Raw genomic sequence first — 22,289 nt, forward strand, 5'->3', positions numbered from 1 at the left:
CGCCCACGCCGGCAGACGGCCATGTCAGGAGGATTCATGAACAACAGACCACGGCGCTGCGCCGTCCTCGGCAAGCCCATCGCCCACTCGCTCTCGCCGGTGCTCCACGAGGCGGCCTACCGCGCGCTCGGACTGGACTGCTGGAGCTACGGGCGCATCGAAATGGACGAGGACGGGCTCGGCGCCTTCCTCGACTCGCTCGGCGACGACTGGGCCGGGCTGAGCCTGACGATGCCGCTCAAACGCACGATCCAGCCCTACGGCACGCCGTCGAACCTGTGGGCGCGCGAGCTCGGCGTCGCGAACACGGCGGTCTTCGTCGGCGGCGCGACGAGACTGTACAACACCGACGTCTACGGCATCGCCCGCGCCTTCGCGCACGCGGCGGCGACGCGCGGCACCTACGCCGCGACGGACCGTTCGGCGGTCGTCCTCGGCAACGGCAACACGGCCACCTCCGCCCTCGCCGCATACGTCATGATGGGCGGCGTCACACACGTGACCGTCACCGCACGCCATCCGGACCGCAACCCCGGACTCGCCGAGGTCGGTGCACGGCACGGCATCGACGTGACGACGGTCGCGCTCGACGACGCGCGGCTGCCGCGGCTGCTCGCCGATGCCGACCTCGTCGTCAACACGATCCCGGCGCATGGCGCCGACGCCGTCGCCGGCCGCCTCGCCGAGGCCGGCGGCGCCGTGCACGGCATGCTGCTCGACGTCGTCTACGATCCGAGGCCCACCGAGCTGATGAAGGTCTGGGAGCGTCTGGGCGGCGTCGCGCTGGGCGGGGAGGAGATGCTACTGTATCAAGCGGTGGCCCAGGTGCTGCTCATGACCGGACTCGCCGCGGACGGGGACTTCGACGCCGTCGACGCGCGGGCCGTGCACGGGCCGCTCGAGCAGGCCATGAGAGAGGCATTGGAGGAAGCGCTGTGAGCCAGGGCAACGAGACGGCGACGCACGAGGACGGGCGGCAGGGGCACATCGGCGGGCCGGCCGAGGGATTCGAGGTCATGCTCATCACCGGCATGTCCGGGGCCGGCAGGTCGCATGCCGCGCACAGCATCGAGGACATGGGATGGTACGTCGTCGACAACATGCCCCCGCAGCTCATGGTGCCGATGGTCGATATGATGACCGCGTCCAAGAGCGGCGTGCACAAGCTCGCCGCCGTCATCGACGTGCGCTCCCGCGACTACTTCACCGACCTGTCCGCGATGCTCAGCCACCTCGACGACCTCGGCGTCAAGACGCGCATCCTGTTCCTCGACGCCGACGACGAGGTGCTCGTCAAGCGCTTCGAGGCGGTGCGCAGGCCGCACCCGCTGCAGCGCAACGGCAGGCTCATCGACGGCATCCGCGAGGAGCGCGAGATGCTCGAGAACCTCGAGGAGCGCGCCGACATCGTCATCGACACCTCGCACCTGAGCATCCACCAGCTGTCGACGAAGCTGTACAACGCGCTGATGGGTTCGGGGCCGACGACCGTGTCGGTGCACATCTTCAGCTTCGGCTTCAAGTACGGCATCCCGATCGACGCCGACTTCGTGGCCGACGTGCGCTTCCTGCCGAACCCGTACTGGGTGCCCAAACTGCGCGGGCTCAACGGCCGAGACGAGCCGGTGAGCGACTACGTGCTGCGCAGCGAGGGCGCGGCCGAGTTCCTCGACGCCTACGAGAAGGCGATCGAGGTCGCCGTCAACGGCTACGCGCAGGAGGACAAGCACTACGTGACGATCGCCATCGGATGCACCGGCGGGCAGCACCGCTCGGTGGCGATGAGCGAGGCGCTGGCGGAGCGTCTGCGCGCGCGCGGGCTCAACGTGAGCGTGTCCGCGCGCGAACTCGACCGACGCCAGTCCTGAACGCTTCCGCACCCGCGCGACACGCGGGGAAACAAGCATAATTCCAACGGTTTGTCAAATGCGAGTCCACCACCGGCGTTGTCCAAGACCTTCGGTATCACGGAATCTCGGTGGTCACTTGCGACACGCCGTATCGATCACGATGAAGACAACAGGAGGATCCTTTGGCTCTGCTCGATGAAGTCAAACGTGAGCTGTCCGAAATCGACGGGGAGATGGTCCTCGCGCAGAAGGCGCAGGTGACCTCGATGCTCCGTTTCGGAGGCGGCCTTCGCAAAAGCGATCGGAACATCATCGTCCAGGCGCAGTTCGACTCGCTCGACGCGGCCCAGTGGCTCCAGCGAGCGATCAAGAACCTGTACGGCCACGACGCGATGCTGACCGCCGTCGAACGCCAGACGCCGACCGGCCCGGTGCGCCGCTACATGGTCATCGTCGAACGCGGAGGCGTCGCCCTCGCGCTGCAGACCGGACTGCTCGACCGTCGCAAGCATCAGGCCGTCGCGGGCCTGCCCCAGGAGCTCACGGCCGGCAACATCGCGCAGATCAAGGCGATCTGGCGCGGCGCGTTCCTCGCGCACGGCGGCCTGTCCGACCCGGGCAAGGCCAGCTATCTCGAGATCATCTGCCCGACCGACGAGACCGCGCTGGCGCTCACGAGCGTCGCACGCCGCCTCGGCATCAGCGCCAAGCCGCGCCAGCTGCGCAGCTCGCGGCGCGTGACGCTCAAGGACCCCGACGCGATCGAACGCATGCTCATCCTGATGGGCGCGCCCCGCTCGGCGCGCGAATGGACCGGCAAGCGTTCCGACGGCGAGGCGCGCGGCAAGGCGAACCGCCTGGCCAACTTCGACGACGCGAACATGCGTCGCAGCGCGAAGGCCGCGGCCGAGGCGTGCGAGAAGGTGCGTCGCGCCTTCGAGATCCTCGGCGACGACGTGCCGGAGAACCTGCGCGCCGCCGGCCAGCTGCGCCTCGACCACGACGACGCGAGCCTCGAGGAGCTCGGCCGCCTCGCCGACCCGCCGATCACGAAGGACGCGGTCGCCGGACGCATCCGCCGCCTGCTGCAGCTGGCGGACAAGGTCGCCAAGGCGTCCCAGGACGCCGACCCCGAGGCCTGACGCCTCGTCCGGGCCGCCGACGGCCCGGCAAGCATCTGTGGACAGGCGGGACGACGCTCTCGGCGGAAGACCGCGCCTGTTCGTTTTTGGCTGTATGATGCGTAACTGGCGGATCATGCAGCCGTTCCCCGTCAACCCCGGCGGCGAGAAAGGAAAATCCATATGAAGACACTCAAGGATCTCGGAGATCTCAAGGGCAAGCGCGTCCTCGTCCGCGCTGATTTCAATGTGCCGCTCGATGGCACGACCATCACCGACGACGGTCGCATCAAGGCCGCACTGCCCACGATCGAGCAGCTGCGCAAGGACGGCGCCAAGGTCATCCTCATGGCGCATCTCGGCCGCCCGAAGGGCAAGGTCGTCCCGGAGCTCTCCCTCGCGCCGGTCGCCGCGCGCCTGAGCGAGCTGCTCGGCGTCCCGGTCGTCCTCGCGAAGGACACCTACGGCCCGGACGCGCAGGAGAAGGTCGCCGCGATGAAGGACGGCGACGTCGTGCTGCTCGAGAACGTCCGCTTCAACCCGGAGGAGACGAGCAAGGACGAGGCCGAGCGCGCCGCGTACGCGAAGAAGATCGCCGCCCTCGGCGACGTCTTCGTCTCCGACGGCTTCGGCGTCGTGCACCGCGCGCAGGGCTCCAACTACGACGTCGCGGCCGACCTGCCGGCCGCCGCGGGCCTGCTCGTCGAGAAGGAGGTCAAGGCGCTGTCCAAGGCCACCGAGAACCCGGAGCGTCCGTTCACCGTCGTGCTCGGTGGCTCGAAGGTCTCCGACAAGCTCGGCGTCATCGAGAACCTCCTCGACAAGGCCGACCGCCTCGTCATCGGCGGCGGCATGGTCTTCACGTTCCTCAAGGCCAAGGGCTACGAGGTCGGCACCTCGCTGCTCGAGGAGGACCAGATCGAGAAGGTCAAGGGCTACATCGCCACGGCCGAGAAGAACGGCGTCGAGCTCGTCCTGCCGGTCGACATCGTCGTCAACAAGGGCTTCCCGGCGGGCGACACCCCGATCGACCCGCAGGTCGTCCCGGCCGACCAGATTCCGTCCGACATGATGGGCCTCGACATCGGCCCGGAGTCCTGCAAGCTCTTCCACGACAAGATCGTCGACTCGAAGACGGTCGTCTGGAACGGCCCGATGGGCGTGTTCGAGATCCCGCAGTTCGCCAACGGCACCCGCGCGGTCGCCCAGGCGCTCGTCGACGCGACGGCGAACGGCGCGTTCACGATCGTCGGCGGCGGCGACTCCGCGGCCGCGGTGCGCAACCTCGGCTTCCCGGAGGACGGCTTCTCGCACATCTCGACCGGCGGCGGCGCATCCCTCGAATTCCTCGAGGGCAAGGAGCTGCCGGGCCTCAAGGTCCTCGACTGACGGCACCGTCGCGGTCCTCGCCGCGACGCCCGCCTTTTTCCGCGACTTCACGGCGCGCACCGTCCGACATACGGCGGTGCGCGCCCGCGCATTCCATCCGCATGCCCACGTCCTAGGGAATCCATATGGCATCAGCACGCATTCCGATGGTGGCCGGCAACTGGAAGATGAACTTCGATCATCTCGAGGCGACCGCCTTCGTCCAGCAATTCGCGAGGAACCTCAAATCCGGCCGCTTCGACTTCTCGAAGTGCGAGGTGGCGCTGTTCCCGGCCTTCACGGCGCTGCGCAGCGTCCAGGTGCTCGTCGACGCCGACAACCTCAGGATCCGCTACGGGGCCCAGACCGTCTCCGTCACCTCCCAGGGCGCCTTCACCGGCGACGTCTCCGCGGACATGCTCGCCCGCCTCGGCTGCAGCTACGTCATCGTCGGCCATTCCGAACGCCGCAAGTACCATCCCGAGGACGACGCGAATATCGTCGACCAGGTGCGGGCCGTCCTCGCCGCCGGCATGCAGCCGATCCTGTGCGTCGGCGAAAGCCTTGAGGAACGCCGCAAGGGCATCGAGCTCGACTTCGCCGTCGGCCAGGTGCACGACGTGACGCGCGACCTGTCCGACGAGGAGGCCGAACGGCTCATCATCGCCTACGAGCCGGTGTGGGCGATCGGCACCGGCATGGTCGCCACGCCGCAGTCCGCGCAGGACGCCGCCGAGGCGTTCCGCGAACATCTGGCGAGCACCTTCGACGACCACGTCGCGCAGATGGTGCGCGTGCTGTACGGAGGGTCGGTCACGTCGAAGAACGCCGTCGAACTCATCAGCGAACCCGACGTCGACGGATTCCTCATCGGCGGCGCCGCGCTGCACGTCGACGAGCTGACGAGGATCTGCATGCTCACGCTGCAGACCACATCTTCACAAGGTCTTTGAGATTGCGCGTCGTTTTGTTCGCGGCCTTGCGCTAAGGTTGTACCAGCAATTGATAGTTTTGGAGGTTCACCAGTGTCCGGTATCGCAGTTGTCAAGCTGATCCTGCAGATTGTGCTCGTCGTGCTCAGCCTGCTGCTCACCCTGCTCATCCTTATGCACAAGGGCAAGGGCGGCGGCCTGTCCGACATGTTCGGCGGCGGTCTGACACAGAACGCCGGATCCTCAGGCGTCGCGGAGAAGAACCTGAACCGCTGGACGGTCATCATCGCGCTCATCTGGGTCGCGATCATCGTCGCGCTCGGACTCATCGCGAAGTTCGTCCCCGCAGCCTGAACCCTCGGGTGACGACCATCAGCTTCGATCCCATGGCCATGACGGCCATGGGATTCTTTGTATGCGCCGGCCGTCCGATGCGCAGCCGACGCGAGACCATGAACGACAACGCACGATAGGGGAGGGGACATGCCCACCACACCATCCATCATCGTCGACCTCGACGGCACGCTGCTGCACGACGCGCCGCGCTTCGAGGAGCGCGACTTCAGCGCGCGCACGCAGCGCGCCGTCGACCGTCTGCACGCCGCCGGCGTCCCGTTCGCCGTCGCTACCGCGCGTCCGGTGAGCACCGGCATCGGCATCGTCCGCCGGCTGCACGCCGACGCATGCATCTACCTCAACGGCGCGCTCATCGACTTCGACCCCGCCCACTCCGACATGGACTCGCTCACCGGGCGCCGGCCGGTCGACCCCGGCGATATGCTCAAGGTCGGCTTCCCGTCGGCCCGCGCATGCGACGTGTGCCTCGCGATCCTGAGCGTCATCCCGGACCTGCAGATCGGCATCGTCATGGACGACGTGCGCTACACGAACTTCGACGTGACGCAGTACTGGACGACGCAGACCTGGACCTACACCGACTTCCGCGACGTGCCCGACGGCGTCGCCGACAAGATCATCATCTTCCCACGCGCCGACCAGACCAATCTGCTCGCCACGCTCATCCCGGACGACTTCGACGTGCACATCTCCGAAGGAAGGCTCTGGATGCTGATGGCGCCGGACGCGAACAAGGAGCAGGCGATGCTCGCGTTGTATGAACGGTGGGGGATCGACCCGTCGTCGGCCGTGTCCTTCGGTGACGACATCGTCGACATCGCGATGTTGGAACAGTCCGGCACCGGCGTCGCTGTCGCGAACGCGAACCCCAAGGTCCTCGCCATCAGCGACGCCGTCTGCCCGTCGAACAACGACGACGGCGTCGCCCACTGGATTGAACAGAACATGTTGAATTGAACATGCGAAACATGATTTGAGCAAACATCTTATAAGATTGAACACTGACGAGACAGCTTTGAACATCTACTGAGTGGGCGTTTATCATCATGTTCAACGACAACGTGTTCAGCGTTGTCCAACTATTGTTCAATCCTCAGTATGTCTTGTTCAACGTATGCTAGACTGTCGTTCAGTTTCGCATTGAACATCTTGTGACGGGAGCACCGATGACCGACCGATTCGCGCAGCGCCTCAACCAGGCGATGGATCTGCGCAACATACGGCAGAGCGACTTCGTGAAGGCGGCCGAGGAGCATGGCGTCAAGCTCGGCCGCAGCCACATCAGCCAATACGTCAACGGCAAGACGAGGCCGCGTCCTGAGATCGAGCGCTTCCTCGCCGCCGTGCTTGGCGTCGACGCGCGCTGGCTCGCGGGGGAGGCCGTCGCCTTCGACGAGCATCCGGCCACCTTCGACGACGTCGCACAGGCGACGGGCGTCGGACGACGTGCCGGTGACCGACGGCAGTTCAATATTGAATATACGTCCGATGTCGAACATATGGACAGTATTGAACATGGCGATAGTATTGAACACGATATCGTTGAACATGATGATCCAGTTGAGCACAACCATATTGAACATCAAGCCAGCGTTGAACACAATACTGACATTGAACACAGTGCCGGCATTGAACATCCCAATCATCCATCTGCATTGAACATGACCGATCCATTCCATTCGCCAGCACAGCACCGACCCGGACAGGAGCACACCATGGAACCGCAATTCGACGACGACGTACAGGACCCCTCGTTCACCGACGTGCCCTCGAGCGTGACGCCCGAGGAGCCGGCGACGCGCGGCAGGCGCACCTTCACGAAGTCGCACAAGCTCGACAACGTCCTCTACGACGTGCGCGGACCGGTCGTCAACGAGGCGGCGCGCATGGAGGCCGCCGGCATGCACGTCATGAAGCTCAACATCGGCAACCCGGCGCCCTTCGGATTCCGCACGCCCGACGAGGTCGTCTACGACATGGCGCAGCAGCTCACCGACACCGAAGGCTACTCGGCGTCCAAGGGCCTGTTCTCGGCACGCAAGGCGATCATGCAGTACGCGCAGCTCAAGAACCTGCCGAACGTCGGCGTCGAGGACATCTACACCGGCAACGGCGTCAGCGAGCTGATCAACCTGAGCATGAGCGCGCTGCTCGACAACGGCGACGAGGTGCTGCTGCCGGCGCCGGACTATCCGCTATGGACGGCGTGCGTCACGTTGGCCGGCGGCCGTCCTGTGCACTACGTGTGCGACGAGCAGTCCGAATGGTATCCGGACATCGACGACATGCGCGCCAAGATCACCGACCGCACGAAGGCGATCGTCATCATCAACCCGAACAACCCGACCGGCGCGCTCTACCCGAAGGAGGTGCTCGAGCAGATCGTCGAAGTGGCGCGCGAGCACCAGCTGATGATCTTCTCCGACGAGATCTACGACCGCCTCGTCATGGACGGCCTCGAGCACACGTCGATCGCCTCGCTCGCCCCGGACCTGTTCTGCGTCACCTACAGCGGCCTGTCGAAGTCGCATATGATCGCCGGCTACCGCATCGGCTGGATGATCCTGTCGGGCAACAAGGCGATCGCGAAAGACTACATCGAGGGCCTCGACATGCTCACGAACATGCGCATCTGCTCGAACGTGCCCGCGCAGTCGATCGTGCAGACCGCGCTCGGCGGCCACCAGAGCGTCAACGACTACCTCGTGCCCGGCGGACGCATCTACGAGCAGCGCGAATACATCTACGAGGCGCTCAACTCGATCGACGGCATCACCGCCGTCAAGCCGAAGGCCGCGTTCTACATCTTCCCGAAGATCGACGTGCGCAAGTTCAACATCCACGACGACGAGCAGTTCGCGCTCGACCTGCTGCACGACGAGAAGCTGCTCATCGTGCAGGGCACCGGCTTCAACTGGAAGGACCCCGACCACTTCCGCGTCGTCTACCTGCCGCGCGTCGAGGTGCTCAAGGGCGCCGTCGACAAGATGACGCGGTTCTTCTCCCACTACCGCCAGTGACGGCGGCGCGCGGGACATGGCACGTACAGGCAACGGACAAAGGAAAGAAGGAAAACGCCATATGGGCGATATGAACAGGGACGTCGACGCGAACGATCTGTCGATCCTCGAGCTGCTCGAGAACGACGCGAGGCTCGACGCGCGCGATCTCGCGGACATCCTCGGCGAGGACGAGACGACCGTCGCCTCGAGCGTGCGCCGTATGGAGGACGAACGGATCATCTGCGGCTACCACACGGTGATCAACTACAACAAGGTGCTGCGCGACGAGCGCATCATGGCGTTCATCGAGGTGGACGTCACGCCGATGAAGGACCGCGGCTACGACCACACGGCCGCGCTGCTCGCGAAATACCCCGAGATCGATTCGCTGTACCTGATCACCGGCGACAACGACTTCATCTGCCTCGTGCAGGGCAGGACGATGTTCGAGGTGTGCCAGTTCGTCGCCGACCGCATCGCCGTCATGGAGAACGTGCGCAGCACGAAGACGCTGTTCGTGCTCAAGCAGTACAAGCAGTCGGGCGTGCTCACCGGCGGCGGCCGCGCGTCCGACGGCGAAGGACGATTGGTGGTGAGCTACTGATGAAGCCGATCAACGGCACCGTCGAGGCGCTCAAGCCCAGCGGCATCCGCAAGTACTTCGACCTGGCGAACGCGATGGAGGGCGTCATCTCGCTCGGCGTGGGCGAGCCGGACTTCGACACCCCCTGGCACATCAGCGCGAAGGCCGTCGAATCCCTCGAGGAGGGGCGCACCCACTACACGGCGAACCGTGGCCTGCTCGCGTTGCGCCGGCAGATCGCCAACTACTACCGCAACCGCTACGGCATCGGCTACGACCCCGAATCGCAGATCCTCGTGACGGTCGGCGGCTCCGAGGCCGTCGACCTGTGCTGCCGCACATTGATCAACCCGGGCGACGAGGTCATCGTGCTCGACCCGAACTACGTGGCCTACGAACCGGCGATCGAGATGGCCGGCGGCGTGCCGGTGCGCATCGAGCTGACGCAGGAGCACGACTTCAAGCTGCTGCCCGAGGACCTCGAGGCGGCGATCAGCGAGCGGACGAAGGCGATCATCGTCAACTTCCCGTCGAACCCGACCGGCGGCGTGATGAGCCGCGAGGACTACGCGCGCATCGTGCCGATCATCCAACGCTCCGGCATCTACGTCATCTCCGACGAGATCTACTCCGAGCTGCTGTTCGACGGGGAGTTCTGCTCGCCGGCGAACTTCGAGGATATCCGTGACCAGGTGCTCGTCATCAACGGCTTCTCGAAGGCCTTCGCGATGACCGGCTGGCGGCTCGGCTACCTGCTGAGCAACCCCGAGCTGAGCGCGCAGCTGACGAAGGTGCACCAGTTCGTCATCATGTCGGCGCCGACGGCCGCGCAGTACGCGGCGATCGAGGCGCTCGAGCACGGCATGCCGGACATCGAGGCGATGCGTCGTGAATACGAGGCGCGCCGCAACCTGCTGTGCACCAGACTCAACCGCATGGGACTGACGACGAACGTGCCGAAGGGCACCTTCTACGTCTTCGCGAACATCACGTCGTCGGGCCTGAGCTCCGACGAGTTCTGCGTGCGCCTGCTCGAGGAGCAGAAGGTCGCCATCGTCCCCGGCACCGCGTTCGGCGAGTCCGGCGAGGGATTCGTGCGCATCTCCTATGCGACGAGCATGGAGCACATCAAGGAGGCCTGCGCGAGGATCGAGGCGTTCCTCGCACCGCTGCAGTGATCGGCCTAAGCTGGCCGTATGCCGAACAACAGCCACACCAAGCCGTCGCGCCTGCCACATCTTCCCGATGCGACGGGCGCGACGTGCATCGAAGCCCGCATTGCCGCCATGTACGCCGCGGAGGACCTGGACGGCCTGCATATCGCCGACCAGCGCGCCGACGTCGTCGACATGACGGCGGCCGCCGTGCTTGACTGCGCGTTCGAACGGCTGTCCATCAGCACGTTCGTCGCCGAGCGCGCACATCAGCCGCACGACGGCAACCGGCTGCCGCGCCGCGGCATGCGACGTCCGCGCGGCGGGCGTGGAGGCGAGCCTCGTCGACGGCTGCGCTTTCGGCGCCGTGCAGGCGAACGCGGCGAAGATCGTCGGCGCGGAGGTCCGCGGATGCCGCATCGACTATCTCAACTGCCGTGACGCCGTGTGCCGCGACCTCGTGTTCCGCGATTGCACGATAGGGGAGTTCGACGGCAACGACGCCAGACTCTCCCGCGTCGCGTTCATCGACACGGACGTGGCCGTGCTGTCGCTGCGGCACGCCGTATGCGCCGACGTCGACCTGCGTGGCGCGCGGCTGCATGAGATCCGCGGCGGCGATTCGCTCAAGGGCACGACGATGACCATCGAACAGATCGCCGACCTCGCCGCCGTGTTCGCGCGCAGCCTCGGCATCCGCACCGACTGAACCGCACCGTTCATCTGCGTCATTGCAGATAGCCGTTGCGGAAAAGCCATTGCATACGAATACGAAAGGGCCCCGGCAATGCCGGGGCCCTTATCCGCTGCCGACCGTCAGGTCAGCGGCGAATCATGATCCGAAAGCCGAATCAGCCGTTGACGCGGTCGATGCCCGACTGGACGTCGGTGAGGACCGAATCCCAGGACTTGATGAAGGCGGCGACGCCGTCGGCCTCGAGCTTGTCGGTGACATCCTTGAAGTTGATGCCGACTTCGGCGAGGTCGTTCATGATATCGTGGGCTTCGTCATAGTTGCCCGGGATGATGCCCAGCGTGGCCTGGCCGTGGTCGGCGACGGCGAGCAGGGTCTTCTCCGGCATCGTGTTGACGACGTCTTTGGCGACGAGCTCGTCGACGTACTTGACGTCGGAGTAGGCGGCGTTCTTCGTGCCGGTGGAGGCCCACAGCGGACGCTGCTTCTTGGCGCCCTTGGCTTCGAGGGCGGCCCAGCGCGAATCCTCGGCGAACTTCTTCTCGAAGAGCTCATAGGCGAGGCGGGCGTTGGCCACGGCGGCCTTGCCCAGCAGGCCCTTGGCCTCTTCGGAGCCGATCTCCTCGAGCTGCTTGTCGACCGCGGTGTCCACGCGGGAGACGAAGAAGGAGGCGACCGAAGCCATCTTCGAGAGGTCCTTGCCGTTGGCGTCGGCCTGGACCATGCCCTCGATGAAGGCGTCGATGACCTGCTCGTAGCGCTCGAGCGAGAAGATCAGCGTGACGTTGACGGAGATGCCCTTGGCGAGCGTGGCGGTGATCGCCGGGAGGCCTTCGAGGGTCGCCGGGATCTTGATCATCGCGTTCGGACGATCGACCTTGGCCCACAGCTCCTCGGCCTGCTTCTCGGTCTCGGCGGTCTCATGCGCCAGACGCGGGTCGACCTCGATCGAGACGCGGCCGTTGACGTAGTCCGAAGCCTCGGAGATCGGCTTGAAGATGTCGCAGGCGTTGCGCACGTCGGTCGTCGTGAGCTCGCGGATCGCGGTCTCGACGTCGACCTTGCCGAGCTCCTTGAGCTGGGCGTCGTACGGGCCGACCTGGCTCAGGGCCTTCTGGAAGATCGACGGGTTGGTCGTGACGCCGACCACGTTGTCGTTCTTGATGAGTTCCTCGAGGTTGCCCGACTCGATGCGGGTACGGGACAGGTCGTCCAGCCAGATCGAAACGCCGGCATCGGAAATTGCCTGAGTGGATGCAGTCATATTGCTTCTCCTGTTTTGGTTATGGGGAAAATCTTTTCGCCTACTGCAGTATAGGCGCAAGGGGAGGGGATGTCGCGCGACATCCCCTCGTGGATGAATCAGCGGGCCTCTTCGATCGAAGCCTTCGCGGCCTCGACGACGTGCTCGGCGGTGATGCCCAGATCGATCATGTTCTGGGCGCCGTCACCCTGCAGGCCGAACTGGTCGATGGCGATGGCCTTGCCGTAGCTGCCCAGGTACTTGTACCAGGACATCGCGGAGCCGGCCTCGATCGAGACGCGGGCCTTGACGCTCTTCGGGAGGATCTCCTCCTTGTACTCGTCGTCCTGCTCCTCGAACCATTCCATCGAGACCATCGAGACGACGCGCGCCTTGATGCCTTCCTCGGCCAGCTTCTTGGCGCCTTCGAGCGCCCACTGGACCTCGGAACCGGAGGCCATGATGATGACGTCCGGCTCGCCTTCCTCGCCGTAGAGCACGTAGGCGCCCTTGCGCACGCCTTCCTTGGCCTTCTCGGCGGTCTCGACGAGCGTCGGGACGCCCTGGCGGGTCAGGATCATCGCGGTCGGCAGCGTGTTCTTCTTCTCGAAGAAGTAGCGGTAGGCCTCGGCGGTCTCCCACTCATCGGCCGGACGGACGACCTCGAGCTGCGGGATGTCGCGGAAGGAGCTCAGGTGCTCGATCGGCTGGTGGGTCGGGCCGTCCTCGCCGAGGGCGACGGAGTCGTGGCTCCAGATGTACAGGTTCGGGATCTCCATGAGCGCGGACAGGCGGACCGCGGCGCGCATGTAGTCGGCGAACTGGAAGAAGGTGCCGGAGAACGGACGGGTATCCGAGCCGAGCAGGATGCCGTTGGTGATGCAGCCCATCGCGAACTCGCGCACGCCGAAGTGCAGCTGGCGGCCGTACGGCGAGCAGTTCGGCCACTGGGTCGTGGCGTCCTCGGCCGGGGCGAAGGAGGCGGCGCCCTTGATGTTCGTGTTGTTGGAGCCGCCCAGATCGGCGGAGCCGCCCCACAGTTCCGGCATGATCGGCGCGATCGCGTTGATGACGGCGCCGGAGGCCTTGCGGGTGGCGACCTTGGAACCGGCCTCGAAGCCGGCCTCGAGATCGTCGATGGCCTTGTCGAACTCGGCCGGCAGCTCGCCGTTCTTGATGCGCTCGTACAGCGCGGCCTTGTCCGGGTTGGCGGCGGCCCACTTGTCGAAGGCCTCGTCCCATTCCCTGTGCGCCTCGAGGCCGCGATCGGCGACCTTGCGGGCGTGGGCGAGCGCCTCCTCGTCGACCTGGAAGGTCTTTTCCGGGTCGAGGCCCAGCGCCTTCTTCAGGCCGGCGACGGCCTCTTCGCCGAGGGCGGAGCCGTGCGACGACGGATCGTTCGTCTTGCCCGGGGTCGGCCATGCGATGAGCGTGTCGACCTTGATGAAGTGCGGGCGGTCAGTGACCTGCTCGGCCTTCTCGAGGACCTTGGTCAGGCCTTCGATGTCCTCCTTGTAGGAGCCGTCGGGCTGGATGAAGCTGATCTCGTCGGTGTACCAGCCATAGGCCTTGTAGCGGCCGATGACGTCCTCGTCGAGCGCGATCTTCGTCTCGCCCTCGATCTGGATGTGGTTCGCGTCGAAGATCACGAAGAGGTTGCCGAGCTTTTCGTTGCCGGCCAGCGAGGAGGCCTCGCCGGAGACGCCTTCCTCGATGTCGCCTTCGCCGCAGATGACCCACACCTTGTGGTCGAACGGCGAGGTGCCCTCCGGGGCGTCCGGATCGAGCAGGCCGCGCTCGTAGCGCTGGCCGTACGCGAAGCCGACGGCGGAGGCGACGCCCTGGCCCAGCGGGCCGGTCGTCATCTCGATGCCCGGGGTCAGACCGTATTCCGGATGGCCCGGGGTGCGCGTGTCCGCGCCGCCGCGGAAGTACTTGAGGTCGTCCAGCGTCAGGCCGTAGCCGGAGAAGTACAGCTGAACGTACTGGGTGAGCGACGCATGGCCGCCCGAGAGGATGAAGCGGTCGCGGCCGGCCCAGTTCGGGTCGTTCGGGTCCTGCTTGATGAAGCGCTGATAGAGCGTGTAGGCGATCGGGGCCAGCGAAATCGGGGAGCCGGGATGGCCGTGACCCGCCTTCTGCACCGCATCGGCGGAGAGGGCCTTCGCCATCTTGATGGCGCGCTCGTCCAGTTCAGACCAGATGTTATCGGTCATTGATCTACTTTCCTTCCAATACTTCGGGCGCGCGGGGGTCCGGCATTGTGCCGTTCTTCGCACGTCCTTCACATTGCCCTTACATAGTACCCGCCGTAACCGACTTAAACGGCGGCGTTTGGCGTGTTCGGCAGCGCGGGCGCCGCGCCGCGGGCGGCCTCGGACGACGCCCATGGCCCCTCGGGCCGTTCGCCGGCAGCGGCAAACTAGCACTCGATGACCAAGAGTGCTCATACAATGAATGCTGATCGGTCGCGCGCGGCATCCGCGCGTCCGTCCGTTTCGCACATTCAGGAGGCTTGAGCGACCATGACCCAGACACGTCGCATGCAGGTGCTGCACGCCGTCGTCGAGGACTACATCCGCACCCAGGAGCCGGTCGGCTCCGCCGCGCTCATCGCACGCCACCATCTGCAGGTGAGCTCGGCCACGATCCGCAAGGACATGGCCGCGCTCGAAGAGGAGGGCTACCTCGTGCAGCCGCACACCTCGGCCGGGCGCGTGCCCACCGAGCGTGGCTACCGCTACTTCGTGGACACGCTCGCCACCGTCGTGCCGCTCAGCGAGGCGCAGCGGCGCGCCATGCACACCTTCCTGGACGATTCCGTGAACCTGCAGGACACGCTGCAGCGCGCCGCGCATCTGCTGTCGAACCTCACCGGCCAGGTGGCCGTCGTCGCCTCGCCGTCGCTGGGCAAGTCGCGTCTATGGCATCTCGAGCTCGTGTCGGTGTCGGACACGTCGATCCTGGCCGTCGTCGTCACCGACACCGGCCGCGTCGCGCAGCACGTGCTGACGGTGCAGGAACTGCCGTCGCGCGAGCATCTGCAGCGCCTGTGCGACGCCGTCAACGAACGCTGCGGGTCGCTGACGCTGCGCACGGCCGCGTCGCGCATCCGCGCGCTGCACCTCGGCGACGGCATGGACGACGTGCGCACGCTGCCCGAACTCGTCGCGCACGCCTTCGAAGCGATGGCCGACGAGGAGCGCACGCACGAGCTGTTCATGTCCGGTGTCTCGACGCTCGCGCACCAGCGCGCGACCGCGCAGGATCTCGCGCCGCTGTTCGACGCGCTCGAGGAGCGCGCCGTGCTCATGCATCTGATGACCGAGCTCAGCGAGACGCCCGACTCGCGCGGCGTCGGCGTGGCCATCGGCTCCGAGACGAACACGCCGGGGCTCATCCACGCGGCCGTCGTCACGAGCGGCTACGGTGCGAGCGAAGCGGACGGCGGGCAGACCGACGCCGGCAAGGACGAGGACGGCGCCGTCGCGCCGATCGCCTTCGTCGGGTCGATCGGCCCCACCCATATGAACTATGCCGTCACGATGGCGTCGGTGCGCGCCGTCGCGCGGTACCTGACGACGTTCCTGGACCACACCGGGACGACCGAGACCAGCATGGCCTCGTGACGCGCACATTGAACCGACACACACGTTGAACCACCACAAGAAAAGGAACCCTGGCATTGGCTGACTACTACGAAACGCTTGGCGTGGAGCGCACGGCTACCGAAGAGGAGATCAAGCGGGCGTACCGCAAGATGAGCCGCAAATACCATCCGGACATCGCCGGCCCCGAATACGAGGAGAAGTTCAAGGAGGTCAACAGCGCCTACGAAGTGCTCTCCGACCCGGACAAGCGGCGCATGTACGACGCGGGCGTCGACCCGAACGACCCGAACGCCGGCTCCTACGGCGCCTCCGGCCCCTTCGACATGGGCGACATCTTCAGCCAGTTCTTCGGCGGCGCCTTCGCGGGTGGCGGCGACAGCCCGATCCCGCGCACGCAGCCGGGCCGCAATGCGGTCGAATCGCTGACGGTCACGCTCAGGACCGCCGTCTTCGGCGGCACGCAGCAGCTCGAATACCATACGCTCGGCGTCTGCGAGCACTGCGAGGGCACCGGATCCGAGGACCGCAAGTCGCCGGTCACCTGCCCGCAGTGCCACGGCACCGGCCATGTCCAGAAGGTCGTGCGCACATTGCTCGGTCAGATGATGACGTCGGCGCCGTGCGACCGCTGCGAGGGACACGGCACGATCATCGAGCATCCGTGCATGGTGTGCCACGGCCATGGACGCGTCCACACGACGCGCACCGTCGACGTGCCGGTGCCGGCGGGCGTCTCCGACGGCATGCGCGTGCGCATGGAGGGCCAGGGCGAGGTCGGCGAATGCGGCGGCCGGCCCGGCGACCTCTACATCGACTTCCGCGTGCGCCGCGACCGCCAGTACACGCGCGACGGCGACGACCTGCACTGCTGGATCAGCGTGCCGATGACCTGGGCCGTGCTCGGCCACGAGACCACGCTCGACACCTTCGACGGCGAACGGACGCTCGACGTGCCGGCCGGATGCCAGCCAGGGCAGCAGATCGAGCTCAAGGGGCTTGGCGTCACGCATCTGGGCGGCGATGGCTCGCGCGGCGACCTCGTCGTGCACATCGACGTGCGGATCCCGACGAAGCTCAACGACCGCGAGCGCCAGCTCATCGACGAATTCGGCCAGTTGCGCAAGGACGACGACCGCGCCGTCGACGCGCAGGGCTCGAAGCCGGTCGCCGCCCAGAGGAAGGGCTTCTTCAGCAAGATCAAGGACGCGTTCAGCTGAGCAGCGAACGGCACATCTGGCGGTATTCGCTCACGTAGCCGCCGCCGAAGAACACGCAGTGCCCGGCGATGGGGTAGAGCTGCCAGAGCGTCGTGCGCTCCTCGTATCCGGCTTTGAGCGGGTGCACCGACTGGTAGCCGTCGGTGATCTCGCTCAGGTAGGACATGCCGAACAGGTGGAGCATCGCGAGGTCCTCCTCGCGGTGTCCGCCGTGCGCGGCCGGGTCGATGAGGACGGCCTCGACGTCGCCGCGGTCGGCGGTCCACATGACGTTGCCGCTCCACAGGTCGCCGTGCACGCGGGCCGGGCGGTCCGCGCCGGCGCGGCCGAGCAGTTCGGGCAGTGCGTCGATGACCTCGTTCGTCAGGTCCATGTCCATGTCGCGCAACGTGCCGCGTTCGATGCCGAGCTGCACCATCGGGCGCAGCCTTCCCTCGGCGAGGTAGGTGGCCGGATCGGTCCATGCGCCGGTGTCCATCGGCACCGGGTCCTGCAGCGGTCCGAAGTAGCAGGTGCCGTCGTATCCGTCGGGGGCGGACCCGAAGTACGCGGCGCCGGTGTCATGCATATGCGCGAGGGCGGCGCCGAAGCGGCGCGCGGCCTGCGGCGTGGGGGAGCAGGCCTGCACGCGTTCGATGTCGAGGTGGTCGTCGCCCCATCCGTACACCTTGACGACGCGCGGTCCGCCCTGCGCCGTCGCCTCGCCGAGCCATTCGAGGCCCTTTCCCTCGCATTCGAAGAAGCCCTTCGGCGCATGCGCCCTGCTCTTCCTGTATTCCAAAGCCATCGTCGGCTCCTTTCGCCGTTGCGCGTACATATCCGGACCGGGCTCGTCATGGGCGCCGCGCCCCGTCCTTCGACGCCATCCTATGCCGTGCGCGGTATCGGCGGGGCGGGTTGCGGTACAGTGAACACGAAGTCAATCCACTCATCCATCTATCTCAACGAGGGTTCATGAACTTCTTCCAAGCAATATTCCTGGGACTCGTGCAGGCGCTGACCGAATACCTTCCGGTCTCGTCGAGCGCGCATATCCGCATCATCGGCGACCTCATGCTCGGGCAGGATCCAGGTGCGGCGTTCACGGCGATCATCCAGATCGGCACCGAGCTCGCCGTGCTGCTGTATTTCCGCCATGACATCTGGAACATCCTCAAGAACTGGTGCCTGTGCCTCGCCGGCAAGCAGGGCTCGGACTGGCGCCACCGCATGGGCGCCGGCAACAAGGACGCGCGCCTCGGCTGGTACATCATCATCGCGACGATCCCGATCGTCGTCGCCGGCCTGCTGTTCCAGAACGCGATCGAAAGCACGCTGCGCAATCTGTGGATCACCGCGGCGATGCTGCTCATCTTCGGCATCATCCTGTGGATCGTGGACGACCGCGCCCCGCAGGTCAAGACGATCGACGACATGACGACGAAGGACGCGGTCCTTTACGGCATCGGCCAGATGCTCGCGCTCATCCCGGGCGTCTCGCGCTCCGGCGGCACGATCACCTTCGGCCGTGCGATGGGCTACACGCGCGAGGCCGCGGTGCGCTGCGCGTTCCTGATGGCGATCCCGGCCGTGTTCGGCGCCGGCATCCTCGAGGCCGTCAAGGCGATCAACGGGGGAGCGGCCGCCGACCCGATGTTCCCGGGCTGGGGCGCGACGATCGCGGCGACGGTCGTCGCCTTCGTCGTCGGCTACATCGTCATCATCGGTTTCCTCAAGTTCGTGTCGACGTTCTCCTACAAGGCGTTCGCGATCTATCGCATCGTGCTCGCCGTCGTCGTCGCCGTGCTGCTGCTCACCGGCGTGCTGCAGCCGCTCGAGGGCGCCGCGCTCGGCGGCAACGCCTGAGTCTCCGGTCATATGCTTCGGGCCCTGGGGAAGGAACCTTCCTCAGGGCCCGAAGCATATCGAGACCGGCCGCTGCGCCGATTCGCCGGCATCGGCGGTGAACATCCGGTGAATTCGCCGGCGTGTGCGGCCGAGCGTCACCGCTGGTCGCTCAGATAGGCCTCGGCCTCCTGCACGAGCTGTTCGACGGCGGGCGCGCCGGCCGTCGTGATGTCCTTCGCGTGCTGGCGCATGTCGGTGTCGTGCTCGAGCTGGTCCACGTACTGCGCGAGGTCGGCGTTGCTGCGCACCATGATGTCGCAGTGCGAACGCCACTGCGCGGCCTTGTTCTCGAGGTCCTTCGCGTCGAGCTTGACGCCGATGACCTTCGAGAGCTCGTCGAGCAGCTGCAGCGTGGCCTGCGGGCACGAGTCGGAGCCGAGGTACTGCGGCAGCGACACCCAGATGGCCGTCGTGTCGTAGCCATCCTCGAGCGCGAGCGCGTCGAGCAGATGGGGGATGCCGATCGGGCCGTTGTATTCGCTGTCCGGATCCGTCTGCTCGCCGTCGATGCTCACGTCCATCGGCAGCGGACGCGTATGCGGGCATTCGGCGAACATCGAGCCGAGCGTGACGATGCTGTGCACGTCGTACTGCTGCGCGAAGTGCAGGCTTTCCTTGCAGTACTCCATCCAGTGGTAGTTCGGCTCGGGGCCGAGCTGGGCGAGGATGTGCAGCGAATCGTCGATCGTGATGTCGTAGAACGCGGTCTGCGGCCACAGGACGCGGCGCGTGCCCTGGATGACGCACTGCATCGGACGCGCCGTCTGATAGTCGTAGTAGCCGTCCCGGTTGATGTGGCCGACCTCGAGCATGGGGGATCTGGAGACCAGATGACGCACGACGTTCGTCGCGCTCTGACCGGCATCGTTCCATCCGTCGAATGCCGCGACCATGATGTATCTCGCTCCGGGTCTCTGTCCGTACATGGCTTTTACTGTAGCCCTCGATTTGTTCGGAAACCGTGAAGATTAGCCTCAGGCTGACACTTCGGCGCACGGCGTATCCGGGCGTTGGAGATCCAGCGTACGTCCGGATGCGCGGCGCATGCGGCGCACGATCCGCACTGTGGGCCGTCCGTGCGCCGCGGACCGCGCGCGCCGTCCGTGGCGTCGTAGTGCGCGGCGCGGCGTCGACGTACCCGTGGTCCGGTCGTGGGGCGCATGAGGGGCTTCGCGTAAGGCGACACGCCGTGATGTTGCGAATCGCGGCGGCGTCGTTTAAGGTAGTCAATCGTGCTCAGGCAGCGGCGACGCGGTCTGGATCACATGCGGACATAGCTTAGTTGGTAAAGCGCGACCTTGCCAAGGTCGAGACCGCGGGTTCGAGTCCCGTTGTCCGCTCTAAGGTCCGATGAGTCTGACGACCTTGTCGGTGGGTTAGCCAAGCGGTTAGGCAGCGGCCTGCAAAGCCGTATAGACGAGTTCGACTCTCGTACCCACCTCGCATGGATGAGCGATCATCCAAGCCGACCGGGCGGTTGGCGCAGTGGTAGCGCACTTCCCTGACACGGAAGGGGTCACAAGTTCGAATCTTGTATCGCCCACAAGCCGAGCGATCGGCATAATTGAAGAACGGGTGATTGGCGCAGCGGCTAGCGCACTTCCTTCACACGGAAGGGGTCGTAGGTTCGATTCCTACATCACCCACCTGTTCAAGCCTCCGACGACATGTCGGAGGCTTTTCTGTTTCGGCATGTCTGCCAAGATTGTGCCCAGACGCTGAAAGGCATCGGCGCCAGCTATCTTCATGGAGCTTCATGAAGCGGGACGGCAAACGGTACGGTGCAAGTGACTCCGGGCGTGTTCGGCATATTGGCGATGAACGGCAATACTGGGCTGAATGCGAACAGAACGAGGCATGATCGGCTGCCAACACGACCGGCCGGGCATACGGCGTGGACCGTGAGACAATGAACGGTGACGACTGAAGGGAGACGTCACGAACGACGACATGAAGGGCACGAGGAAGACCACCGATCCGGGGAGAAGGAAGCGGATCGCCATCATCGGCGTTTCGGCGCTGCTGGTCGCCGTCCTGGCCGCCGGCGGCGCGGTCGCCGTGTACCGGCATTCCGCGTCCGCGCAATTGGCGGAGGCGAGGGAGGCGTGCGCCCGGTCGAGCGAGACGCTGCGCGTGGCGCGCAACACGTACGACACGCTGCACGACCAGGATGCGGCCGAGGCCGTGAAGATCACCGACAAGCAGGTCGCGGACGGCGATACGGTCACGGTTCTGGCCGCCGCCTACAAGGAGAAGACACCCGACTTGGCCGCATGCAACGTGTCCGGTGTGGACCAACTGCGCGAGGTGATGGGCCGCATCGAGCAGAACGCCGCATGGTACGACACGCACACCGCCGACCTGTCGAAGGCCGTGGACGCGGTCAACGAGTCGCATGACGCCAAGACGTTGAAGGACGCCAAGGACGCCCTGTCCAAGCAGCCGACGGCCGCGCAGGAGAAGGTCAAGGGCACAGCCGGCAAGGTCAAGGACGACAGGACCCGCAAGGACCTCAAGGCCCTGATCGGCAAGGCCGCCACAACCAAGAGCGGCAAGGATGCCAAGGCGATGGACGCGCAGGCCAAGCAGCTCAAGGAGCTCATGGGCAAGGTGGACGCCTCCGTCAAAGCCAAGCAGGACGCGGACAGGAAGTCGGCCGAAGAGAAGGCCCGCAAGGAAGCCGGAGCCCAAGCCGCGACGCAGGCGCAGGCGAACGCTCAGGCGCAGCAGCAGTACACGGCGCCGCAACAGTCGTACACGCCCGCCTACACCGCACCCCAGCAGACGTACACGGCACCAAGCGCGCCCCGGTACACGGCACCGGCCGCTCCGCAGCAGAGCGCCCCGCAGACCACGACGCCCAGCAAACCCAACACCGGAAGCGGCAGCGGCCCCATCAGCGGCGGACACGGATGCAATGAAGGTGATTGCAGCGACGCCCCCGACCTCGGATATATCCCCCGCTGATGACCTCAATAACGGGCGGTGGAGGTGACTTCCCGGGTGGTTCCGGCAACACCGGAACCACCCTTCACCATTCAGCGGAAGCCGTAAGCCGCGTATGCCGGGCCGCATGTTACATCCATGGCCGGAGGCGCGCCCTAGATATGGATTTGTGCCACCGTGGCATGTCGTGGGATATTGGAGTCGTTCAATGGCACAGGAACCGTAACGGCATGAAAGGGCGAAGAGCATCATGGCTGATGTGTTCGATGTCGCCGCACCATCCAAGCGCCGTTCCTGATCGGTCCGACCTATCCGCCGGTTCAT

21 protein-coding genes and 4 tRNA genes are annotated in these 22,289 nt (G+C 65.9%); 20 read left to right on the forward strand and 5 right to left on the reverse strand.

What is annotated here, in order from left to right; genetic code table 11:
- Window positions 1–36 precede the first annotated feature (36 nt).
- From BcFMB_RS07215 to BcFMB_RS07245, 7 genes are all read left to right on the forward strand, one after another.
- The gene (locus BcFMB_RS07215; RefSeq protein WP_099721413.1) at window positions 37–939 is read left to right on the forward strand and encodes a shikimate dehydrogenase; all 903 of its coding nucleotides are present in this window, start codon (window positions 37–39) and stop codon (window positions 937–939) included.
- The gene (gene rapZ / locus BcFMB_RS07220) at window positions 936–1,868 is read left to right on the forward strand and encodes an RNase adapter RapZ (RefSeq protein WP_024541325.1); all 933 of its coding nucleotides are present in this window, start codon (window positions 936–938) and stop codon (window positions 1,866–1,868) included. Before BcFMB_RS07215 ends, rapZ begins: the two co-directional genes overlap by 4 nt.
- 164 nt (window positions 1,869–2,032) lie before the next feature.
- Window positions 2,033–2,992 carry a DNA-binding protein WhiA gene (gene whiA, locus BcFMB_RS07225; protein ID WP_024541324.1) on the forward strand — a complete coding sequence of 320 codons (960 nt, stop codon included), beginning with the start codon at window positions 2,033–2,035 and terminating at the stop codon, window positions 2,990–2,992.
- A 162-nt stretch (window positions 2,993–3,154) separates the two neighbouring features.
- The gene (locus BcFMB_RS07230) at window positions 3,155–4,360 is read left to right on the forward strand and encodes a phosphoglycerate kinase (RefSeq protein WP_024541323.1); all 1,206 of its coding nucleotides are present in this window, start codon (window positions 3,155–3,157) and stop codon (window positions 4,358–4,360) included.
- Window positions 4,361–4,485: 125 nt separating this feature from the next.
- Window positions 4,486–5,292 carry a triose-phosphate isomerase gene (gene tpiA / locus BcFMB_RS07235; RefSeq protein WP_024541322.1) on the forward strand — a complete coding sequence of 269 codons (807 nt, stop codon included), beginning with the start codon at window positions 4,486–4,488 and terminating at the stop codon, window positions 5,290–5,292.
- Window positions 5,293–5,373: 81 nt separating this feature from the next.
- Window positions 5,374–5,625 carry a preprotein translocase subunit SecG gene (gene secG / locus BcFMB_RS07240; protein ID WP_024541321.1) on the forward strand — a complete coding sequence of 84 codons (252 nt, stop codon included), beginning with the start codon at window positions 5,374–5,376 and terminating at the stop codon, window positions 5,623–5,625.
- Between the two features lie 129 nt (window positions 5,626–5,754).
- Window positions 5,755–6,585 carry an HAD hydrolase family protein gene (locus tag BcFMB_RS07245; protein WP_099721414.1) on the forward strand — a complete coding sequence of 277 codons (831 nt, stop codon included), beginning with the start codon at window positions 5,755–5,757 and terminating at the stop codon, window positions 6,583–6,585.
- Between the two features lie 122 nt (window positions 6,586–6,707).
- On the opposite strand, the gene BcFMB_RS07250 is transcribed toward BcFMB_RS07245, so the two are convergent.
- Window positions 6,708–7,274 (reverse strand): hypothetical protein, encoded by a 567-nt coding sequence (locus tag BcFMB_RS07250; protein WP_099721415.1) that lies wholly within the window; start codon window positions 7,272–7,274, stop codon window positions 6,708–6,710.
- On the opposite strand from BcFMB_RS07250, the gene BcFMB_RS07255 reads away from it, so the two are divergent.
- From BcFMB_RS07255 to BcFMB_RS09875, 5 genes are all read left to right on the forward strand, one after another.
- Window positions 7,155–8,648: an aminotransferase class I/II-fold pyridoxal phosphate-dependent enzyme gene (locus BcFMB_RS07255; protein WP_418215014.1), complete on the forward strand. Its 1,494-nt coding sequence runs from the start codon at window positions 7,155–7,157 to the stop codon at window positions 8,646–8,648. The genes BcFMB_RS07250 and BcFMB_RS07255 overlap by 120 nt on opposite strands.
- A gap of 61 nt (window positions 8,649–8,709) precedes the next feature.
- Entirely contained in the window at window positions 8,710–9,234 is a 525-nt protein-coding gene (locus BcFMB_RS07260) for an Lrp/AsnC family transcriptional regulator (RefSeq protein ID WP_024541317.1), read from the forward strand.
- Window positions 9,234–10,391, forward strand: coding sequence for a pyridoxal phosphate-dependent aminotransferase (locus BcFMB_RS07265; RefSeq protein ID WP_099721416.1), 1,158 nt, complete (start codon window positions 9,234–9,236; stop codon window positions 10,389–10,391). Before BcFMB_RS07260 ends, BcFMB_RS07265 begins: the two co-directional genes overlap by 1 nt.
- A gap of 18 nt (window positions 10,392–10,409) precedes the next feature.
- The gene (locus BcFMB_RS09870) at window positions 10,410–10,808 is read left to right on the forward strand and encodes a hypothetical protein (RefSeq protein WP_232513781.1); all 399 of its coding nucleotides are present in this window, start codon (window positions 10,410–10,412) and stop codon (window positions 10,806–10,808) included.
- Window positions 10,735–11,076, forward strand: coding sequence for a pentapeptide repeat-containing protein (locus BcFMB_RS09875; protein WP_232513782.1), 342 nt, complete (start codon window positions 10,735–10,737; stop codon window positions 11,074–11,076). The genes BcFMB_RS09870 and BcFMB_RS09875 overlap by 74 nt, the downstream gene beginning before the upstream one ends.
- 142 nt (window positions 11,077–11,218) lie before the next feature.
- Here the strand turns inward: BcFMB_RS09875 and tal are convergent, their stop codons facing one another.
- Together tal and tkt are read right to left on the reverse strand one after the other, a co-directional pair.
- The gene (gene tal, locus BcFMB_RS07275) at window positions 11,219–12,325 is read right to left on the reverse strand and encodes a transaldolase (RefSeq protein WP_024541315.1); all 1,107 of its coding nucleotides are present in this window, start codon (window positions 12,323–12,325) and stop codon (window positions 11,219–11,221) included.
- Window positions 12,326–12,423: 98 nt separating this feature from the next.
- Entirely contained in the window at window positions 12,424–14,520 is a 2,097-nt protein-coding gene (tkt, locus tag BcFMB_RS07280; protein ID WP_099721417.1) for a transketolase, read from the reverse strand.
- Window positions 14,521–14,829: 309 nt separating this feature from the next.
- On the opposite strand from tkt, the gene hrcA reads away from it, so the two are divergent.
- Both hrcA and dnaJ read left to right on the forward strand, forming a co-directional pair.
- Complete coding sequence (hrcA, locus tag BcFMB_RS07285; RefSeq protein ID WP_099721418.1) at window positions 14,830–15,933, forward strand: heat-inducible transcriptional repressor HrcA; 1,104 nt, start codon at window positions 14,830–14,832, stop codon at window positions 15,931–15,933.
- A gap of 56 nt (window positions 15,934–15,989) precedes the next feature.
- Complete coding sequence (dnaJ, locus tag BcFMB_RS07290; RefSeq protein ID WP_024541312.1) at window positions 15,990–17,132, forward strand: molecular chaperone DnaJ; 1,143 nt, start codon at window positions 15,990–15,992, stop codon at window positions 17,130–17,132.
- Here dnaJ and BcFMB_RS07295 read toward each other — a convergent pair.
- Window positions 17,125–17,919 carry a fructosamine kinase family protein gene (locus tag BcFMB_RS07295; RefSeq protein ID WP_024541311.1) on the reverse strand — a complete coding sequence of 265 codons (795 nt, stop codon included), beginning with the start codon at window positions 17,917–17,919 and terminating at the stop codon, window positions 17,125–17,127. The genes dnaJ and BcFMB_RS07295 overlap by 8 nt on opposite strands.
- Before the next feature lie 167 nt (window positions 17,920–18,086).
- Between BcFMB_RS07295 and BcFMB_RS07300 the strand changes: the two genes are divergently transcribed.
- Entirely contained in the window at window positions 18,087–18,977 is an 891-nt protein-coding gene (locus tag BcFMB_RS07300; RefSeq protein ID WP_024541310.1) for an undecaprenyl-diphosphate phosphatase, read from the forward strand.
- Window positions 18,978–19,114: 137 nt separating this feature from the next.
- Here BcFMB_RS07300 and BcFMB_RS07305 read toward each other — a convergent pair whose 3' ends face one another.
- Entirely contained in the window at window positions 19,115–19,912 is a 798-nt protein-coding gene (locus BcFMB_RS07305; RefSeq protein ID WP_024541309.1) for a PAC2 family protein, read from the reverse strand.
- 374 nt (window positions 19,913–20,286) lie between these two features.
- Here BcFMB_RS07305 and BcFMB_RS07310 point away from each other — a divergent pair.
- From BcFMB_RS07310 to BcFMB_RS07330, 5 genes are all read left to right on the forward strand, one after another.
- Window positions 20,287–20,359, forward strand: a tRNA-Gly gene (locus BcFMB_RS07310).
- 30 nt (window positions 20,360–20,389) lie between these two features.
- A tRNA-Cys gene (locus BcFMB_RS07315) sits at window positions 20,390–20,460 on the forward strand.
- A 30-nt stretch (window positions 20,461–20,490) separates the two neighbouring features.
- A tRNA-Val gene (locus BcFMB_RS07320) sits at window positions 20,491–20,562 on the forward strand.
- Window positions 20,563–20,592: 30 nt separating this feature from the next.
- Window positions 20,593–20,665: transfer RNA gene (locus BcFMB_RS07325), tRNA-Val, on the forward strand.
- Window positions 20,666–20,969: 304 nt separating this feature from the next.
- The gene (locus tag BcFMB_RS07330; protein WP_099721419.1) at window positions 20,970–21,986 is read left to right on the forward strand and encodes a hypothetical protein; all 1,017 of its coding nucleotides are present in this window, start codon (window positions 20,970–20,972) and stop codon (window positions 21,984–21,986) included.
- Window positions 21,987–22,289 lie beyond the last annotated feature (303 nt).

Origin of the sequence: Bifidobacterium choerinum (assembly GCF_002761235.1) — a bacterium.
In the GTDB taxonomy this organism is placed as follows: domain Bacteria; phylum Actinomycetota; class Actinomycetes; order Actinomycetales; family Bifidobacteriaceae; genus Bifidobacterium; species Bifidobacterium choerinum.

What these genes read in the sequence shown, in the direction of transcription:
- BcFMB_RS07230 (WP_024541323.1), top strand. Translation starts at nt 3,155, where the DNA reads ATGAAGACACTCAAGGATCTCGGAGATCTCAAGGGCAAGCGCGTCCTC.
- BcFMB_RS07330 (WP_099721419.1), top strand. Translation starts at nt 20,970, where the DNA reads ATGAAGGGCACGAGGAAGACCACCGATCCGGGGAGAAGGAAGCGGATC.
- BcFMB_RS07295 (WP_024541311.1), bottom strand. Translation starts at nt 17,919, where the DNA reads ATGGCTTTGGAATACAGGAAGAGCAGGGCGCATGCGCCGAAGGGCTTC.
- BcFMB_RS09870 (WP_232513781.1), top strand. Translation starts at nt 10,410, where the DNA reads ATGCCGAACAACAGCCACACCAAGCCGTCGCGCCTGCCACATCTTCCC.
- BcFMB_RS07245 (WP_099721414.1), top strand. Translation starts at nt 5,755, where the DNA reads ATGCCCACCACACCATCCATCATCGTCGACCTCGACGGCACGCTGCTG.
- BcFMB_RS07265 (WP_099721416.1), top strand. Translation starts at nt 9,234, where the DNA reads ATGAAGCCGATCAACGGCACCGTCGAGGCGCTCAAGCCCAGCGGCATC.
- BcFMB_RS07215 (WP_099721413.1), top strand. Translation starts at nt 37, where the DNA reads ATGAACAACAGACCACGGCGCTGCGCCGTCCTCGGCAAGCCCATCGCC.
- tkt (WP_099721417.1), bottom strand. Translation starts at nt 14,520, where the DNA reads ATGACCGATAACATCTGGTCTGAACTGGACGAGCGCGCCATCAAGATG.
- BcFMB_RS07250 (WP_099721415.1), bottom strand. Translation starts at nt 7,274, where the DNA reads ATGATTGGGATGTTCAATGCCGGCACTGTGTTCAATGTCAGTATTGTG.
- tpiA (WP_024541322.1), top strand. Translation starts at nt 4,486, where the DNA reads ATGGCATCAGCACGCATTCCGATGGTGGCCGGCAACTGGAAGATGAAC.
- tal (WP_024541315.1), bottom strand. Translation starts at nt 12,325, where the DNA reads ATGACTGCATCCACTCAGGCAATTTCCGATGCCGGCGTTTCGATCTGG.
- BcFMB_RS07300 (WP_024541310.1), top strand. Translation starts at nt 18,087, where the DNA reads ATGAACTTCTTCCAAGCAATATTCCTGGGACTCGTGCAGGCGCTGACC.
- hrcA (WP_099721418.1), top strand. Translation starts at nt 14,830, where the DNA reads ATGACCCAGACACGTCGCATGCAGGTGCTGCACGCCGTCGTCGAGGAC.
- BcFMB_RS07260 (WP_024541317.1), top strand. Translation starts at nt 8,710, where the DNA reads ATGGGCGATATGAACAGGGACGTCGACGCGAACGATCTGTCGATCCTC.
- BcFMB_RS07305 (WP_024541309.1), bottom strand. Translation starts at nt 19,912, where the DNA reads ATGGTCGCGGCATTCGACGGATGGAACGATGCCGGTCAGAGCGCGACG.